16 protein-coding genes are annotated in these 16,617 nt (G+C 64.3%); 7 read left to right on the forward strand and 9 right to left on the reverse strand.

Going from position 1 to position 16,617, the window contains the following annotated elements:
* Positions 1–75 precede the first annotated feature (75 nt).
* The 7 genes from ACVW1C_RS05550 to urtA form a co-directional block, all read right to left on the reverse strand.
* A complete protein-coding gene (locus ACVW1C_RS05550) occupies positions 76–423 on the reverse strand; it encodes an FmdB family zinc ribbon protein (RefSeq protein ID WP_092125367.1) in 348 nt (115 codons plus the stop codon).
* 99 nt (positions 424–522) lie between these two features.
* A complete protein-coding gene (gene fmdA, locus ACVW1C_RS05555; RefSeq protein ID WP_456757541.1) occupies positions 523–1,752 on the reverse strand; it encodes a formamidase in 1,230 nt (409 codons plus the stop codon).
* A gap of 28 nt (positions 1,753–1,780) precedes the next feature.
* Positions 1,781–2,470 carry an urea ABC transporter ATP-binding subunit UrtE gene (gene urtE / locus ACVW1C_RS05560; RefSeq protein ID WP_050400072.1) on the reverse strand — a complete coding sequence of 230 codons (690 nt, stop codon included), beginning with the start codon at positions 2,468–2,470 and terminating at the stop codon, positions 1,781–1,783.
* A gap of 68 nt (positions 2,471–2,538) precedes the next feature.
* Complete coding sequence (urtD, locus tag ACVW1C_RS05565; RefSeq protein ID WP_092125365.1) at positions 2,539–3,294, reverse strand: urea ABC transporter ATP-binding protein UrtD; 756 nt, start codon at positions 3,292–3,294, stop codon at positions 2,539–2,541.
* A gap of 12 nt (positions 3,295–3,306) precedes the next feature.
* The gene (urtC, locus tag ACVW1C_RS05570) at positions 3,307–4,440 is read right to left on the reverse strand and encodes an urea ABC transporter permease subunit UrtC (protein WP_456757542.1); all 1,134 of its coding nucleotides are present in this window, start codon (positions 4,438–4,440) and stop codon (positions 3,307–3,309) included.
* Between the two features lie 17 nt (positions 4,441–4,457).
* Complete coding sequence (gene urtB, locus ACVW1C_RS05575) at positions 4,458–5,384, reverse strand: urea ABC transporter permease subunit UrtB (protein WP_456757543.1); 927 nt, start codon at positions 5,382–5,384, stop codon at positions 4,458–4,460.
* 111 nt (positions 5,385–5,495) lie between these two features.
* Entirely contained in the window at positions 5,496–6,758 is a 1,263-nt protein-coding gene (gene urtA, locus ACVW1C_RS05580; protein ID WP_456757544.1) for an urea ABC transporter substrate-binding protein, read from the reverse strand.
* Between the two features lie 167 nt (positions 6,759–6,925).
* On the opposite strand from urtA, the gene ACVW1C_RS05585 reads away from it, so the two are divergent.
* The 4 genes from ACVW1C_RS05585 (at position 6,926) to ACVW1C_RS05600 (ending at position 13,028) form a co-directional block, all read left to right on the forward strand.
* Positions 6,926–10,294 carry a hybrid sensor histidine kinase/response regulator gene (locus tag ACVW1C_RS05585; protein WP_456757545.1) on the forward strand — a complete coding sequence of 1,123 codons (3,369 nt, stop codon included), beginning with the start codon at positions 6,926–6,928 and terminating at the stop codon, positions 10,292–10,294.
* Complete coding sequence (locus ACVW1C_RS05590; protein ID WP_456757546.1) at positions 10,284–11,210, forward strand: response regulator; 927 nt, start codon at positions 10,284–10,286, stop codon at positions 11,208–11,210. The genes ACVW1C_RS05585 and ACVW1C_RS05590 overlap by 11 nt, the downstream gene beginning before the upstream one ends.
* A 98-nt stretch (positions 11,211–11,308) precedes the next feature.
* Entirely contained in the window at positions 11,309–12,187 is an 879-nt protein-coding gene (locus ACVW1C_RS05595) for a LysR family transcriptional regulator (protein ID WP_456757547.1), read from the forward strand.
* A gap of 166 nt (positions 12,188–12,353) precedes the next feature.
* Entirely contained in the window at positions 12,354–13,028 is a 675-nt protein-coding gene (locus ACVW1C_RS05600) for a peroxiredoxin-like family protein (RefSeq protein WP_456660457.1), read from the forward strand.
* Positions 13,029–13,082: 54 nt separating this feature from the next.
* On the opposite strand, the gene ACVW1C_RS05605 is transcribed toward ACVW1C_RS05600, so the two are convergent.
* On the reverse strand, positions 13,083–14,069 hold the full coding sequence (locus tag ACVW1C_RS05605) for an AraC family transcriptional regulator (RefSeq protein WP_456757548.1): 987 nt from the start codon (positions 14,067–14,069) through the stop codon (positions 13,083–13,085).
* A gap of 130 nt (positions 14,070–14,199) precedes the next feature.
* Here ACVW1C_RS05605 and ACVW1C_RS05610 point away from each other — a divergent pair, with 130 nt between their 5' ends.
* The 3 genes from ACVW1C_RS05610 (at position 14,200) to ACVW1C_RS05620 (ending at position 15,825) form a co-directional block, all read left to right on the forward strand.
* Complete coding sequence (locus ACVW1C_RS05610) at positions 14,200–14,736, forward strand: carboxymuconolactone decarboxylase family protein (RefSeq protein ID WP_456757549.1); 537 nt, start codon at positions 14,200–14,202, stop codon at positions 14,734–14,736.
* Positions 14,737–14,772: 36 nt separating this feature from the next.
* Complete coding sequence (locus tag ACVW1C_RS05615) at positions 14,773–15,546, forward strand: YkgB family protein (RefSeq protein ID WP_456757550.1); 774 nt, start codon at positions 14,773–14,775, stop codon at positions 15,544–15,546.
* Positions 15,547–15,630: 84 nt separating this feature from the next.
* Positions 15,631–15,825 carry a hypothetical protein gene (locus ACVW1C_RS05620; protein ID WP_456757551.1) on the forward strand — a complete coding sequence of 65 codons (195 nt, stop codon included), beginning with the start codon at positions 15,631–15,633 and terminating at the stop codon, positions 15,823–15,825.
* 37 nt (positions 15,826–15,862) lie between these two features.
* Here ACVW1C_RS05620 and cobF read toward each other — a convergent pair whose 3' ends face one another.
* Positions 15,863–16,612 (reverse strand): precorrin-6A synthase (deacetylating), encoded by a 750-nt coding sequence (gene cobF / locus ACVW1C_RS05625; RefSeq protein WP_456757552.1) that lies wholly within the window; start codon positions 16,610–16,612, stop codon positions 15,863–15,865.
* Positions 16,613–16,617 lie beyond the last annotated feature (5 nt).

The following is a 16,617-nucleotide window of genomic DNA, read 5'->3' on the forward strand; positions in this document are numbered from 1 at the left end:
ATCATCTCCACCGAATCGAGATGATAAAGTGAATCATCAAGCCCCCTCCGTGGCGAGGGGTTCTTCAGCAGACTGCTAGTGGCTGATCATCCAGGGACGCGCGGTCGGAAAGCCCTTGGCGCCGCTCTTCGTCTTGGTCATCAACCGTGCCGGCTTCTTCTTGCCCGTGGAGCAACAGCCGCAGCCCGGGCCGTGCGCGGCCTTGTACTGATCGAGCGTCTTCGGCGCGTGCCGGCTCTGCTCGTTGGTGGCGTGCGCCTTGCGCTTGTCCGAGGGCATGCAGAAGAACGCCGGCGCAGTGAGGATCACGCGCGGCGACGTCGTATCGCATTGAGGGCAATCCTGCGGCAGGTCGCATTCCGCCATCGGCCGCATGTCGGTGAAGGGACCACAATCGTTGCAGAGATATTCGTAGATCGGCATTTCCTTAATCCTTGCGCAGTGGTGTGAAGTCCGGCGATGGATGCGGGGCGGCCAATACGCTGCCGTCCCGCACCCTTCGCGCAGGGATCACCTAAAGGATCACTTGTCGGGCGAGATCGGCATCTGCACGTCGCCCTTGATGTGCTTGATCGGTCCCGCCGACGACGGCATGACGTCGAAGTCGAAGATCTCCGTCGGCAGCCACAGCGTGGCGCAGGCGTTGGGCACGTCGACCACGCCGGAGATGTGGCCCTGGCACGGCGCGGTGCCGAGGATCGAATAGGCCTGGGCGCCGGAGTAGCCGAACTTCTTCAGATACTCGATCGCGTTCAAGCAGGCCTGGCGATAGGCGATGTGGACGTCGAGATAGTGCTGATTGCCGGCCTCGTCGACCGAGATGCCCTCGAAGATCAGATAGTCCTTGTAGTTCGGCGTGATCGGCGACGGCTTGAACACGGGGTTCTTGATGCCGTACTTCGACACACCGTCCTTGATGATGTCGACCTTGATGTGCAGCCAGCCGGCCATCTCGATGGCGCCGCAGAAGGTGATCTCGCCGTCGCCCTGGCTGAAATGCAAGTCGCCCATCGAGAGCCCGCCGCCCGGCACGTAGACCGGGAAGTAGATCTTCGAGCCGCGCGAGAGATCCTTGATGTCGCAATTGCCGCCATGCTCGCGCGGCGGTACGGTGCGTGCGCCCTCAAGACCGATCTTGGCCTTGACGTCGCCCTTGGCCTGGCCGGCATGCGCGGTCGGCGCGAACGGCGGATTGGCGAGGCCCGGCACGCGGGTCGGGTTGGTCGCGATCAGCTCGGCTTCGCGCTTGTTCCAGGCCGCCAGCATCTTGGCATCGGGCAGACAGCCGATCAGGCCGGGATGGATCAGGCCGGCGAAGTTGACGCCGGGCACGTGACGCGACGAGGTGTAAAGGCCCTTGATGTCCCAGATCGACTTCTGCGCCAGCGGGAAATGATCGGTGAGGAAGCCGCCGCCATTCTGCTTGGAGAAGAAGCCGTTGAAGCCCCACAGGCTCTCCTTCAAGGGACCGACGTCAAGCAGGTCGACGACGAGGAGATCGCCGGGCTCGGCGCCCTTGACGCCGATCGGGCCGGACAGGAAGTGCACGATCGACAGATCGATGTCGCGCACGTCATCGGCGGAATCGTTGTTCTTGATGAAGCCGCCGGTCCAGTCGACGGTCTCGATGATGAAATCGTCGCCGGGGCTGACCCACTCGACGATCGGAACCTCCGGGTGCCAGCGGTTGTGAATCTTGTCGTTTTCATAGGCCGATTTGCTGAGGTCGACCTTGATCAGTGTATCTGGCATCGCGATGCTCCCCTTGGGTTACTGATAGTTAGACGGACAGGTACTTGGAAATCTGCGCGGCATCGACGCTGGCGCGCGGATCGTCGCGGACGATCTCGCCGTTCTCGATGACGAGCACGCGGTCGGCGATGTCGAGCGCGAAGCTCAGGACCTGCTCGGAGACAACGATCGACAGCCCCCGTTCATCGCGGATCCGCTTCAGGGTGCGCGCCATGTCCTTGATGATCGACGGCTGGATGCCTTCGGTCGGCTCGTCCAGCAGCAGCACCTTCGGCTTGGTCGCCAGCGCGCGGGCGATCGCGAGCTGCTGCTGCTGCCCACCCGAGAGATTGCCGCCGCGACGGCCCTTCATCTCGAGCAGCACCGGAAACAGCTCGTAGATATCGCCGGGCACCTCGGAGCCGCCTGACACCACGAGCCCGGTCTCGATGTTCTCCTTCACGGTCATGGTTGAGAAGATCATGCGGCCCTGCGGCACGTAAGCGAGCCCCTTCGCCACCCGCTCGTAGCTCTTCATCGCGCCGAGCTCGGTGCCATCCATGGTCACCTTGCCGCTCTTGGCCGGCAAGATGCCCATCAGCGACTTCATCAGCGTGGTCTTGCCCATGCCGTTGCGGCCCATGATGGCGACGATCTCGTTCGGCGCGACTGAGACGTTGAGGCCGTGCAGTACCTCGCTCTGGCCGTAGGCGACGTGAAGATCATTGATTGCCAGCATCGCGGTGTTCCTTAGTTCTTGCCCATGATCTTGTCCGGAAACCGGACGCCACTTTCCGGGATCATGGGCTAGTGGCCCAGGTAAACTTCGATCACTTTTGGATCGTTCTTGACGTGGTCCATCGTCCCCTCGGACAGGATCTGGCCCTGATGCAGCACCGTGACCTTGTGCGCGATGTCCTCGACGAACTTCATGTCGTGCTCGATCACCAGCACCGAGCGGTCCTTGATGATCCGGTTGAGCAGCTCGGCGGTCTTGGCGCGCTCCGAGACGCTCATGCCGGCCACCGGCTCGTCCAGCATCAAGAGGTCCGGGTCCTGGATCAGCAGCATGCCGATCTCGAGCCACTGCTTCTGGCCATGGCTGAGCTGGTCGGCATAGGTGTTGAGGCGGTCCTTCAGGAAGATCATCTCCGCGACCTCCTCGACCCGCTGCTTGACCGCGTCATCGCGCTGGAAAGTCAGCGAGCCGAACACGGTGCGGCCGCGCGGGTAGGAGATTTCGAGGTTCTCGAACACGGTGAGGTCCTCGAACACCGACGGCGTCTGGAACTTGCGGCCGACGCCGGCCTGCACGATCTCGTTCTCGCGCAACCTTGTCAGCTCCTGGCCGCGGAACTGGATCGAGCCTGACGTGGCCCGCGTCTTGCCGCAGATCAGGTCGAGCACGGTGGTCTTGCCGGCGCCGTTCGGGCCGATGATGACGCGGATCTCGTTCTCCTCGACATAGAAGGAGAGATCGTTCACCGCCTTGAAGCCGTCAAAGGACACGGTGAGTCCGGAGACCGCGAGCAGGAAGTCCTTGGGCTGATGGCCGACGAGCATGATGGTCCCTCCTCACTCGGCTGGTGCGCCGTCGGCGACAAGGCCCGCCGATTTTGATCTTCGCGACGCAAGCAGACGATCGATGCGGGGCTGGACGTGGTCGGCCCAGATCCCGGAGAGCCCGTTCGGGAAGGCCAGCACCACCGCGATGAACAGCGCGCCGAGGCCGAACAGCCAGAGCTGCGGGAAGGATTCCGAAAGGCTGGTCTTGGCGAAATTGACCAGCAGCGCGCCCCAGACAGCGCCGAAGATCGACATCCGACCGCCGACCGCGGTGTAGATCACCATCTCGATCGACGGCACGATGCCGACGAAGGACGGCGACATGAAGCCGACCTCGAGCGTGAACATGGCGCCGCCGATCGCAGCGAACACCGCCGCGGCACAGAACGCGAAGATCTTGAAGTTGGCGACGCTGTAACCGGAGAAGCGCACGCGATCCTCCTGCTCCCTCATCGCCACCAGGATGCGCCCGAGTTTTGTCAGCCGGATGAATTGCGCGGCAACGATGCATCCGAACAGCAACACAACCTCGACAAAATACAGAACGAACTTGGCGTGATCGGTGCGGATGTCCCAGCCGTGCAGCGTGCGCAAGTCGGTAATGCCGTTGATGCCGCCGGTGTAACCCTGCTGCCCCACGATCAGGATGGTGAGGATCGCGGCGATCGCCTGCGTGATGATCGCAAAGTACACGCCGCCGACCCGGCGCTTGAACATCGCGGCGCCGATGATCAGCGCGAACAAGGCGGGCACCAGCAAGATCGCCAGCAATGTGACTGGAAAGCTGTGGAACGGCTTCCAGAACAGCGGAAGCTGCGTGATCTGGTTCCAGTCCATGAAGTCGGGAATGCCGGGCGTCGACTGGATCTTGGTGTTCGCGACCGAGGAAGCCTCGAGCTTGAGGTACATCGCCATGCAGTAGCCGCCGAGGCCGAAGAACACGCCCTGCCCCAGGCTCAGGATGCCGCCATAGCCCCAGCACAGCACGAGGCCGATGCCGACGAAGGCGTAGGTCAGGTATTTGGCGACCAGGTTGAGGCGGAAGATATCCAGCGACAGCGGCAGGATGAGTAGCAGCAGCACCGCGAGCGCAAGGAAGCCGAGCAGTTCGGAGCGATTGAAAAAGCGCGAGTTGATGACCATGACCTGCCTGCTTGTTCTTATTTGCGGACCTTGAGCGCGAACAGCCCCTGCGGACGCACCATCAGGATCGCGACGATGGTCAAGAGCGTGATCACCTTGGCCATCGATCCCGACAGGAAGAACTCCAGCGTCGACTGGGTCTGCGAGATCGAGAAGGCCGAGGCGATGGTGCCGAACAGCGAGGCGGCGCCGCCGAACACGACGACCAGGAAGGTGTCGACGATGTAGAGCTGGCCGGCGGTCGGCCCGGTCGAGCCGATCATGGTGAAGGCCGAGCCTGCAATGCCGGCGATGCCGCAGCCCAGACCAAAGGTGTAGCGATCGACCTTCTCGGTATTGATGCCGACGGCGCCTGCCATGACGCGGTTCTGCACCACGGCCCGCACCTGCTTGCCCCAGCTCGACCAGAACAGCACGTAGGCGACCGCGATCGTGATCAGCATGGTCAGCGCCATCACGAACATGCCGTTGATCGGGATCTGGATCGAGTCGGTCGCCTGCCAGGAGCCCATCATCCATTCCGGCAACTCGACGCCGACTTCACGCGCGCCGAAGATCGAGCGATAGGCCTGCTGCAGGATCAGGCTGAGGCCCCAGGTCGCCAGCAGCGTATCGAGCGGCCGCTTGTAGAGATGGCGTATCAGCGCCCATTCGACCAGCATGCCAAGTGAGCCGGAGGCGATGAACGCCAGGATCATCGCGATGAAGAAATAACCCGGAAATAGCGAGGGCGCGAAGCTCTGCACGGCGTTCGACGTCATCCAGGTGACGTAGGCCCCGAGGATCATGAACTCGCCATGGGCCATGTTGATGACGCCCATCTGGCCGAAGATGATGGCAAGCCCGAGCGCCATCAGCACATAGACGGAGAACAGGATGAGCCCGGCAAATCCCTGCATCGCCAGGATGGCGCCGAGATCGCTGATCGAATAGTCGCCGAACATGATGTCCTCCAGTCCAGGGGCATGCGCCGCGACGCAGCGGCGTCCGATGCGGCGTGGACGATGGCATCCACGCCGCGATGCGTTGAGAGCTTGCGCCTTAGGCGCTTGGCCTCACTGGTAGCCCTTCGGGAACGGATTAGGCTCGACGAGATCGGCGGTCTCGTAGATCAGCTCATACTGGCCATCGGCCTTGGCGCGTCCGACGCGGGTCCTCGACCACAGATGATGGTTCTCGTGTATCCGGACATAGCCTTCCGGCGCGCCCTTGAACTCGACGCCGGGGGAAGCCGCCGCCACCTTGTCGATGTCGAAGGAGCCCGCCTTCTCCACCGTCAACTTCCACAGCCACGGGCCGAGATAGGCAGCCTGGGTGACGTCTCCGATCACGGTCTTCTCGCCCCACATCTTCTTGAACGCGGGCACGAAGGCCTTGTTGTTCGGATTGTCGAGCGACTGGAAGTACTTCATGCAGGCATAGGCGCCCGCGATGTTCTCACCGCCGATGCCGTCGATCTCGTCCTCGGTGACCGAGATGGTCAGCAGTGTCTGCTTCGACAGGTCGATGCCGGCCGCCTTGAGCTGCTTGTAGAACGCGACGTTGGAGCCGCCGACGATGATCGCGTAGATCACGTCCGGCTTGGTCAGCTTGATCTTGTTGATGACCGAGTTGAACTGGGTCGAGCCGAGCGGGAAGTACTCCTCGCCGACGACCTTGCAGCCCTGCAGATGGTTCTCGATGTGCTTGCGCGCGATCTTGTTCGAGGTGCGCGGCCAGATGTAGTCCGAGCCGAGCAGATAGAAGCTCTTGGCGCCCTTGGTCTTGTTGACCCAGTCGAGGCCGGCGATGATCTGCTGCGTCGCCTCCTGGCCGGTGTAGATCACGTTCTTGGACTGCTCGAGACCTTCATAGAAGGTCGGGTAGTACAGCATGCCGTTGTACTGCTCGAACACCGGCAGCACCGCCTTGCGCGAGGCCGAGGTCCAGCAGCCCATAACGGCCGCGCATTTGTCATTGACCAGGAGCTTCTTGGCCTTTTCCGCGAAGGTCGGCCAGTCGCTCGCGCCGTCTTCCTGGATGAACTTGATCTTGCGGCCCAGCACGCCGCCGGCGGCGTTGATCTGCTCGATCGCGAGCTTCTCGGCCTCGACCGATCCGGTCTCCGAGATCGCCATGGTGCCGGTCACGGAATGCAGGATGCCGACCGTGACTTCGCTATCGGTGACTGCAAGACCCGTGGTGTTGACCGCGGAGGTTGCAGGAACGTCGGCAAAGGCGGGACGGCCCAGCATCGAAACGGCCGGCAAAGCCGCCATTCCCATCAAGAGCTTGCGGCGGAGCGGAGACTTCAGGCCTGGTCTGGTTTCGTCTGACATGAGCACCCCATTGGTTCGAGAACGCTTGTTGATCAGGCGAGGATTGCTCACTTTTGTGCAGCGCACTGATACGTGAGATCGCGTATACTGCACCGCAAAATAGCGACGTAGGTTTTTGGTACGGGATTTGCCCGCGATCAGAGCATCGTGGACCAGGAGTAGAGCGAGTGGCAGGGCGGCAGCGGATCGACCGCGTCAGGCGCCAATATAATCAATGGGTCGCCAACCAGACGCTGGAAGACTACGCGCTGCGCTTCACCGCCAAGAGCGCGCGGCGCTGGTCCGCCGCCCGCGTCGCCAACACCGCGTTAGGGGCGATCTCCTTCCTCGCGCTGGAGGCGATCGGCGGCACCATCACGCTGAACTATGGCGCGATGAATGCGACTGCCGCCATCCTGGTCGTCAGCGTCATCATCTTCCTCTGCGGACTGCCGATCGCCTACCATGCCGCGAAAAGCGGCATCGACATCGACCTGCTGACCCGCGGCGCCGGCTTCGGCTATATCGGCTCGACCATCACATCGCTGATCTACGCCTCCTTCACCTTCATCTTCTTCGCGATCGAGGCCGTGATCCTGGCCAGTGCGCTGGACATGTGCTTCGGCATCCCGCGGCCGATCGGCTACCTGATCAGCGCGGTCGTGATCATTCCGCTGGTCGTCTACGGCATCACGCTGATCAGCCGCTTTCAGCTCTGGACCCAGCCGCTGTGGGTGATCCTCCACATCATGCCGTTCGCGGCGATCGCCTGGGCCAATCCGCATTCGTTCACCGAGTGGCGCAAGTTCGCCGGCGAGCACGGCGATCCCGCGGGCAACCTCGATCTCCTGCTGTTCGGCACGGCGGCCTCGGTCGTGTTCGCGCTGGTGGCGCAGATCGGCGAGCAGGTCGACTTCCTGCGCTTCCTGCCGCGCGACCGCCGCACCTCGCGAAAGGCCTGGTGGATCGCACTGCTCAGCGCCGGTCCCGGCTGGATCGTGCTCGGCGCGCTCAAGCTGCTGGCCGGCTCGTTCCTGGCCTTCTTCGCGCTGAGCCACGGCGTCTCGGCCGAGCACGCCGCCGAGCCCGCCAACATGTACCTCGAAGCCTTCCGCTACGTGCTTTCGCAGCCCGATCTCGCCATGGCGCTGACCGGGACGTTCGTGATCCTGTCGCAGGTCAAGATCAACGTCACCAATGCCTATGCCGGCTCGATCGCATGGTCGAACTTCTTCTCCCGCCTCACCCATTCGCATCCCGGCCGCGTGGTTTGGCTAGTCTTCAATGTCGTGGTCGCGCTGCTGTTGATGGAGATCGGCGTCTACAAGGCGCTGGAGCAGACGCTGGCGCTCTACTCCAACGTCGCGATCGCCTGGGTCGGCGCGCTGGTGGCTGATCTCGTCATCAACAAGCCGCTCGGCTTGCGGCCGCAGCATATCGAGTTCAAGCGCGCCCATCTCTGCGACATCAATCCGGTCGGCGTCGGCGCCATGACGATCGCGACCGTGGTCTCGATCAGCGCGTTCTACGGCCTGTTCGGCCCGACCGCGAAAGCGCTGTCGGCCTTCGTCGCGCTTGCCGTCGCCTTCATCGCGGCTCCCCTCATTGCCTGGGCGACTGGCGGCAAGTACTACATCGCCCGCAAGCCGAAGCGGAGCTGGCAGAACATTGAATCGATCCAGTGCTGCATCTGCGAGCATGCTTTCGAGCCCGAGGACATGGCCGCCTGCCCGGCCTATGCCGGCCCGATCTGCTCATTGTGCTGCTCGCTCGACGCCCGCTGCCACGACCTCTGCAAGCCGCATGGACGGATCGGCGCACAAGTCTCGGACGCCCTGGGCAAGGTGATGCCGCAGCCGATCTACGCCCGCATCAATTCGCAGCTCGGCCATTACCTCGGCGTTTTCGCGGTCTCGGCCGGCCTCGTGGCGCTGGTGCTCGGCCTGATCTACCTGCAGACCACCGCAGCCGTGCATGCCAACGAGCTATTGGCCGACGTGCTGTGGAAGGTGTTCTTTGCGCTGACCCTCATCATCGGCGTCGTCGCCTGGCTGTTCGTGCTGGCGCAACAGAGCCGGCGCGCCGCGGAAGACGAAACACGCCGGCAGACCACGCTGCTGATCCAGGAGATCGACGCCCACAAGCGCACCGACGCCGAGCTGCAGCGCGCCAAGGAAGTGGCCGAGGCCGCCAATCTCGCCAAGAGCCGATACGTCGTGGGTCTCAGTCACGAACTTCGCTCGCCGCTCAATGCGATCTCCGGCTATGCGCAGCTGCTGGAGCAGGACGACAGCCTCCCGGTGCGGCCACGCGGGCAAGTGCGGGTGGTCCGCCGCAGCGCCGATCATCTGTCGGGTCTGATCGATGGCATTCTCGATATCTCCAAGATCGAGGCCGGCCGGCTCTATCTATCGCGCGACGAGGTGCGGCTGAACGATTTCCTCGAGCAGCTGGTCGGCATGTTCCGCCTGCAGGCCGCGGCCAAGGGCATCGACTTCGTGTTCAGGCGGCCGGCCCTGCTGCCGGTCGTGGTCTATGCCGACGAGAAGCGGCTGCGGCAAATCCTGATCAACCTGCTCTCGAATGCGATCAAGTTCACGCAGACCGGCAAGGTGCAATTCGTGGTGCATTATCGCAGCCCGGTTGCCGAGTTCGAGGTGATCGATACCGGGCCGGGCATCCAGCCCGACGATCTCGAACGGATCTTCGCGCCGTTCGAGCGCGGCGCGCTCGGCATCACCCAGCCGCAGACCGGCACCGGGCTCGGCCTCACCATCAGCCGCCTGCTCGCGGGCGTGATGGGCGGCGACATCAAGGTCTCGAGCACGGTCGGCACCGGCAGCACCTTCCGTGTCAAACTGCTGCTCTCCGAAGTCACCAATCCACGCCGCGACGCGCCGGTCGACGCTCCGGTGTACGGCTATCACGGCCCGCGCAAGACGATCCTGATCACCGACGATGACCCGACCCACCGCGACCTCCTGCGCGAGATCCTGGCGCCGCTCGGCTTCATCCTGCTCAGCGCGCCTGACGGGCCGGGCTGCCTGGCCCTCGCGCAGCATTGCCGGCCGGACCTGTTCCTGCTCGATATCTCGATGGCGGGCATGGACGGCTGGACGGTCGCTGAAACCTTGCGCTCCGAAGGCCATCACCAGGCCCGCATCCTGATGATATCCGCGAGCGCATTGGAAGCCCATGGGGCGCCGCTGGCGCAACCGTTCCACGACGGCTATTTGATGAAGCCGATCGACATCCCGCGGCTGCTCGAGAGCATCCGCCAGCTGCTCAAGATCGAGTGGCAGTATGAGGCCGAGCAGATTCCGCCCCCGCAATGGAAGCCCGACACTGGTTCGCGCCCGCCGGTGAAATATGTCGAAGAGCTGATCAGTCTCGGCCAGCTCGGCTATATCAGGGCGATCCAGCTCAAGCTCGACGAGATCGGCAACGAATGTCCCGAACATGCCGATTTCGTCGGCCAGATGCGCACGCTGATCGACCGGTTCGATCTCGATCAATATATGGCGACGTTGAAGACATTGCACAGCTATGACCATTGAACAGCGGAAGCGCGACGTTGCCCTCGTCGTCGACGACTCGCCCGAGACGTTGCGCCTGCTCACCGACGCGCTCGACGGCGCCGGCATGACCGTGATGGTCGCGCTCGACGGCGCCTCCGCGATGCGCATCGTCGACCAGATCACGCCCGATATCGTGCTGCTCGATGCCGTGATGCCCGGCATGGACGGCTTCGAGACCTGCCGGCGGCTGAAGCGCGACGCCGGGCTCGACGGCGTGCCGATCATCTTCATGACGGGGCTGGCCGAAACCGAGCACATCGTGCGCGGGCTGGAGGCCGGCGGCGTCGATTATGTGACGAAGCCGATCGTGGTCGAGGAAATGCTGGCGCGCATCCGGGTGCATCTCGCCAACGCCCGGATGACCCAGAGCGCCCGCGCCGCGCTGGACGTCTCCGGCCGCTACCTGCTCGCGGTCAACAGCTCAGGCGCGCTGCTATGGGCGACGCCGCAGGCACAGCGACTGCTGTCGGATACGCTCGCCGATGCCGCCGACAATTTCGTCCTGCCGGAGCCGGTGCCGCAATGGCTTGAACAGGCGCAGAAGGGCAAAGCCGGAGCGAAGACCGCGACCGTGGCGTCATTCCCCGGCAGCGAGCAGCTTCGCCTGCAATTCATGGGCAAGCTCGGGCCCAACGAATTCCTGCTGCGGCTGGCCAAGGACACCAACGGCGACATGCCGGCCGAGTTCTCCAGCGAGCTCGGCCTGACCACCCGCGAGGGCGAGGTGCTGTCCTGGCTCTCCAAGGGCAAGACCAACCGCGACATCGCGCAGATCCTGGGCTTGAGCCCACGCACCGTCGACAAGCACCTCGAGCAGATCTACGCCAAGCTCGGCGTCGAGAACCGCACCGCCGCCGCTGCGATCGCGGTCAATGCGAGGCATCGCAAGTCGTAGCCTGCCGGCTCCGCTGCCGAAGCGCGCGTCCGGAAATGGCCAATCGCCTCGGACCGTGACAGGATGGGCATGATCGCTCATTCCTGTGGAGAATAGCCATGGATCGTCTGGCGGCGATGGAGACGTTCGTGCGGGTGGTCGAGACCGGCTCGTTCTCCGGAGCGGCGCGGCAGCTCCGGGTCGGCCAGCCGGCAGTCTCGAAATCAGTCGCACAGCTCGAGGAATTTCTCGGGGTCAAGCTGCTCACGCGCTCCACCCATGGCCTCACCCCGACTGAAGCAGGGCTCGGCTATCTCGAGCGTGCCAGGCGCGCGCTTGAAGAAGCGGCCGAAGCCGAGATCGCGGCGCGCGGCGCCGGTGCCGGCCTCAAGGGACGATTGCGGGTCTGCGCCGCCGTCACCTTCGCCCGGATCCATCTCATTCCGATGCTGCCGAAGTTTCTCGCGCAGCACCCGGAGCTGGAGCTCGAGGTCGTGCTCGACGACCGCCAGATCGATCTCGTGCAGGAAGGCATCGACGTCGCCCTGCGGATAGGCAAGATGACGGATTCGACGCTGACTGCCCGCCGTGTCGCGAGATGCAGGCGCCTCGTGCTGGGCACGCCGGCCTATTTCGACCGCGCCGGCACGCCGGCCACGCCGAGCGAATTGAGCCGGCACCAGGCCGTCGTTTATCTGCGCGAGGGCAGCGTGTGGTCCTTTCAGCGCGAGAGCACCGAACTGGCCGTCACCGTGCGGAGCCGGTTGCGGGTGACCGCGGCCGAAGGCGTCCGGGCTGCGGTGCTCGCCGATGCCGGGCTCGCGATCGCCTCGGAATGGATGTTCAGCCCCGAACTCAAGGCGGGCGCCGTGCATGCGGTCCTGCCGGAATGGAGCCTGCCCGCGCTCGATCTCTGGGCCGTGCTTCCGACCGGGCGCGCCGCGACCGCCAAGGCCCGGGCATTCGTGAACTTCTTCGAGCGCAGCTTCAATGCATGACGCGTCATCCGCCGGTTGAAGTGATTCACGCTTATTCCAGACAGGAATAAGCGCTAGTCCCGCAGCAGCGCTACCCCGCGCGGCCATCTCCTTTAGCTTCCTGGGTGTGAGTTCAACCGGACCGACGGCGCCGCCGTCCTGCATCCGGAAGCCCAAGGAGATCGCCATGTCGCTTCAAGCCAAGCTCGACGCTTTCAAAGCCGACTTCGAAGCCGGAAAGCCGCCCTACAACGTTCCGCCAGCCGTCATCGAGATCATGCACCGCGCCACCGCGGAGCTTGTCGCGTCCGGTGCCGCCCAGCGCGCCAAGAAGGCGGGCGATGTCGCCCCTGCCTTCTCGCTCCGGGATCCCGACGGCAATATCGTCAACTCGGCCGACCTGCTGAAGCGCGGCCCGCTGGTGCTCAGCTTCTACCGCGGCGTCTGGTGCCCGTACTGCAACATGGAGCTGCAGGCGCTGGAAGCCGCCAAGCCGGAATTCGACAAATACGGCGCTTCGCTGGTCGCGATCTCGCCGCAGACCGCGCCGAACAGCCGGAAGTCGGTGCGCCAGAACAAGCTCTCCTTCCCGATCCTGTCCGACGTGAAGGGCCAGATCGGCGACGCCTTCGGACTGCGCTTCCATCTGCCCGACTATCTGGTCGAACTTTACAAGCAGCTGAAGAACGATCTGCCGACCTTCAACGACGATCCGAGCTGGACGTTGCCGATGCCGGCCCGCTACGTCATCGGACAGGATGGCGTGATCCTCTACTCGGAGGTGAACCCCGACTATACCCGCCGCCCGGAGCCCGAGGACATGATCGCAGTTCTCCAGCAAGCGGCGGCCGTGAAGGCATGACAGCGCGCAGTGCGGCCGGTGGCGATCGCCCATCGGCCGCTTGCCTGTCGTGGGTCAAACTTGTACGGCGCCTGGCGGATCACCCGGTGCGACGACATCCGTCACGGCATCGGGTTCGGACGGTGGCCGCTTTCGCCACTGCGCCGGCGTCACGCCCATATGGCTCTTGAAGGCGCGCTGAAATGCGGCTTCGGACTGGTAGCCGACCATCTCCGCAACGGCGCCGGTCGACAGCGACGATCTCCTCAACTCGTTCGCCGCAAGCGTCATCCTGATATCGGTAAGCAGATCGCTGGCCGATCGCCCGAGCTTCTCCTGGAACTGCCGTGCAAGCGTGGCGCGCGACATGTTGCAGAGACGCGCAAGCTCCGGCAGCGACCACGCGCGCGCAGGCTGGTTGAACATGGCCGCCACCGCCGGCGCAAGACGGGGATCGCCGACCAGTGCAAGCAGACCGTGTGACCTGTCATCGGTCTCGCTCGCTAGCCGCAGCACAAGCGCAAACATCGCCGTGGACAGCGCGTCCAGCATGGCGCGGCCGCCCAGATGATCGTCGGCCGTTTCGCTGCGCATCAGGGACACGAGCCCGGCGAGCTGTGCGGCCGTTCCCTTTCCCGTGCGCGGGCCGGCATGCACGACAAGACGCGGCGGAAGGTAGGTGCGCAACAGACGGTCGTGCGGGGGCGCAATCGCGAAGTGTCCGCACAGCAGGTCGAGCCGTTCGTCCGAACCCAGGTTTTCGCTGATCGTGAAATTCTGTGCCGCCCGGTTGCGCGCCGGCAGCGGTGTCGCCCCGCTGCCGTCATGCATCACGTGTCGCGGGTTACCTGGCAGCAGGAGAATGTCTCCGGTCTTCAGCAGCAACGGCTGACCGCCTGCGGGATCGTCCAGGATCGCCGAGCCGGCAAGCACCGCATGATAGGGGATCTCGTTGGACGCGCCCGGCCCCTTGTCGATGCGCCAGGGCACGCTGTAGCTGCAACGCAGGTCGAGCCGCCCGCGTACCGGCATCATCGCGAACAGCCGGCTGAGCCAATCCATGGCAGTCCCCCAAAGCGACCGGATTGAGACGATAGAGCATACATATGAGCTATATCGACATTCATTGTCTCACATGTCGCTCCTATTGTCACTCCGCAATCGTTCACCAACCCCAACAAGGAGTGCCACCATGTCCCGTCTCTCAGTCCCCAATCTCGAAACCGATACCGGCCCCTCGGGCCAGATCTACGCCCAGATCAAGAAGGCGGCCGGCAGCGTCCCGAACGCCTACGCGGCGATCGCCGCCCACGGCCCGGCCGCGCTCAAGTCGATGCTCGCCGCCGATGCGGTGCTCGCCAGCGGAAGCCTTTCCAAGCGCGATCGGGAGATCATCAAGCTCGTCGTCAGCGCCGCCGGCGGCTGCGACTACTGTGTCGCCGCGCATTCCCATCTCGCCAGGCTGGCCGGCGTGAACGCGGACGTCCTCCAGCAGATCCGCGACGGCGCGCCGACCGGTGACGCCAAGCGCGATGCGCTGGTGCATTTCGTCCGCAAGCTCGCACAGTCGAGCGGCACCGTCAGCGACGCGGATTTCGCCGCGATCAGGGCCACCGGCTACAGCGACGCGCAGCTGGTCGAGATCAGCCTGGCGTTCGCGACCATCGTCTTCACCAACGTCTTCAACCGCATCAACGACACCGACATCGACTTCCCCGCGGTCGCCTAGAGCAACCGCGCGATGTCACACGAAGGGATCACGACCATGACCACGCTTTCCAACACCACACAAAGTGCACTTGTCCGCACGCTGTACAGGTCCGGCCTGCTCACCGAAGATCTCGACTACCACGTCGTCCGCGCCGCGATGGTGATCATGTTCCTGTTCTTCGGTTACCAGAAGTGGTTTCCGTACGAATTCGAACGGCTGGTCCCGTTCATCAGCAACGGGCCGCTGATCTGGTGGCTCTATCCAGCCCTCGGCCATGCCGGCGCCAGCTACTTCCTCGGCGCCTCGGAGTGGACGTTCGGCTCGCTGCTGCTGGCGGGGTTCTGGGACAAGCGCCTCGGCGTGCTCGGCGCCCTCGGCTCGACCGGCACTTTCATCGCAACCGTCACCGTCATCCCGTTCATGCCTGATGGCTGGGACGTTGCCGCGGGAGGCTTCCCTGCAATGACCGGCAACGTGCCCTTCCTGATGAAGGACGTCGTTCTGCTCGCCGTGTCGCTCTACCTTCTGAGGCAGGACGTGGTTCGCCTGACGCGGCAATCGGTGGCGTCCGTTGATGGATCGCCGGCGAACCTCGGGTTCGCCGGCGATCGCGCGTTGATCGGGGGGCGGGGAAAGCGCGGGCCTCGCGACATCGCAGCCATTGTTGCGGTGCGGGCGAGCTCAGATCGGACCTCGACGTCACGCCATAAGCGGTTGCCGAGTTTGCGGAATCCGTTGCAGTTGCCGGTCCGTTCCTGTGCGGGACCGGACGGGCGGTCTGGATGTTCGATCTCTCTCGATCGCATCGGCGTTGCCATGCAGGAATGATCGGCCGCTCTCCCGGCCATGACCATAGTTCTGCCGCGCGCTCCGGGTTACAAGATACCGCCGGTGTTGTTCTGGGGTGAGTTGATGAAGAAGGGCGACGTCACATGTCCGCGCTGCGGGGCTGGATTCCGGCGCCTTGAGCTGGCATCCGGATCAGGAAGCAAGGGCGAGTATCGCTGCCCGGTCTGCGAGACAACCCTTGAGCAGTTCGATGGCGACGCGCTCGTCGCCTACCGCCTGACGATCCAACCCTCTATTCGCGGGCTGAAGAACGGATAGCAGCCCTGCTGCGTGGAACGCCGACACGATCCCTCGATCACGATCGCCGCTTGAGGACGTAGCTGTCCATGATCCAGCCGTGCCGCTCACGCGCATCGCAGCGCGCGGCGACAATGCGAGGGCCTGCCTCGGCCAGCTCGCCCGCCATGAGGATCTGATCGGGCATGCCGAGATAGGCGCCCCACCAGATCTCCAGGCCCTCCGGATCCAGCGTCTGGAATGCCGCGCCGCCGTCGAGCATCACGACGATGGTGTCGACGCCCGGCGGCCAACCGGCCTCGCGGAGCCGCCTGCCTGTCGTGACCAGGAACGGCTCGCCGATCTCGTTGAGCGGCAGCGCATGCGCCGCGCACAGCGCCTGGATCGACGTGATGCCCGGGATCACCTCGATCGACGGCAGCGGATCGAGCCGTCGCGCAATCCGCAGGCTCGAATCGTAGAGCGAAGGATCGCCCCAGATCAGCAGGGCGACGCGCCCCTCGCCGCCGAGATGGCGCGCGATTTCCTGTGACCAGGTTGGGGCGACCGCATCGTGCCAATCGTCGACGCCCTTGCGATAGTCCGCCTCGCCGGCGTCACGCACCGGCAGGTCGAATTCCGCAATCCGCGTGCGGTCGTTGTTCAACGCCTCTGCGCAGATCGTTCGGCGCAAGTCGGCAAGATCCGACTTCGCGGTCCCCTTGCGCGGGATCAGGACCAGGTCGGCGGCATTGATGGCGGTGATCGCAGCAAGCGTGAGCTGCTGCGGATCGCCACATCCGATACCGATCAGGGAAAGCGTCAACATGGCCG

It is taken from the genome of Bradyrhizobium sp. USDA 4011, from assembly GCF_054063415.1.

What these genes read in the sequence shown, in the direction of transcription:
- ACVW1C_RS05550 (WP_092125367.1), bottom strand. Translation starts at nt 423, where the DNA reads ATGCCGATCTACGAATATCTCTGCAACGATTGTGGTCCCTTCACCGAC.
- fmdA (WP_456757541.1), bottom strand. Translation starts at nt 1,752, where the DNA reads ATGCCAGATACACTGATCAAGGTCGACCTCAGCAAATCGGCCTATGAA.
- urtE (WP_050400072.1), bottom strand. Translation starts at nt 2,470, where the DNA reads ATGCTGGCAATCAATGATCTTCACGTCGCCTACGGCCAGAGCGAGGTA.
- urtD (WP_092125365.1), bottom strand. Translation starts at nt 3,294, where the DNA reads ATGCTCGTCGGCCATCAGCCCAAGGACTTCCTGCTCGCGGTCTCCGGA.
- urtC (WP_456757542.1), bottom strand. Translation starts at nt 4,440, where the DNA reads ATGGTCATCAACTCGCGCTTTTTCAATCGCTCCGAACTGCTCGGCTTC.
- urtB (WP_456757543.1), bottom strand. Translation starts at nt 5,384, where the DNA reads ATGTTCGGCGACTATTCGATCAGCGATCTCGGCGCCATCCTGGCGATG.
- urtA (WP_456757544.1), bottom strand. Translation starts at nt 6,758, where the DNA reads ATGTCAGACGAAACCAGACCAGGCCTGAAGTCTCCGCTCCGCCGCAAG.
- ACVW1C_RS05590 (WP_456757546.1), top strand. Translation starts at nt 10,284, where the DNA reads ATGACCATTGAACAGCGGAAGCGCGACGTTGCCCTCGTCGTCGACGAC.
- ACVW1C_RS05595 (WP_456757547.1), top strand. Translation starts at nt 11,309, where the DNA reads ATGGATCGTCTGGCGGCGATGGAGACGTTCGTGCGGGTGGTCGAGACC.
- ACVW1C_RS05600 (WP_456660457.1), top strand. Translation starts at nt 12,354, where the DNA reads ATGTCGCTTCAAGCCAAGCTCGACGCTTTCAAAGCCGACTTCGAAGCC.
- ACVW1C_RS05605 (WP_456757548.1), bottom strand. Translation starts at nt 14,069, where the DNA reads ATGGATTGGCTCAGCCGGCTGTTCGCGATGATGCCGGTACGCGGGCGG.
- ACVW1C_RS05610 (WP_456757549.1), top strand. Translation starts at nt 14,200, where the DNA reads ATGTCCCGTCTCTCAGTCCCCAATCTCGAAACCGATACCGGCCCCTCG.
- ACVW1C_RS05615 (WP_456757550.1), top strand. Translation starts at nt 14,773, where the DNA reads ATGACCACGCTTTCCAACACCACACAAAGTGCACTTGTCCGCACGCTG.
- ACVW1C_RS05620 (WP_456757551.1), top strand. Translation starts at nt 15,631, where the DNA reads ATGAAGAAGGGCGACGTCACATGTCCGCGCTGCGGGGCTGGATTCCGG.
- cobF (WP_456757552.1), bottom strand. Translation starts at nt 16,612, where the DNA reads ATGTTGACGCTTTCCCTGATCGGTATCGGATGTGGCGATCCGCAGCAG.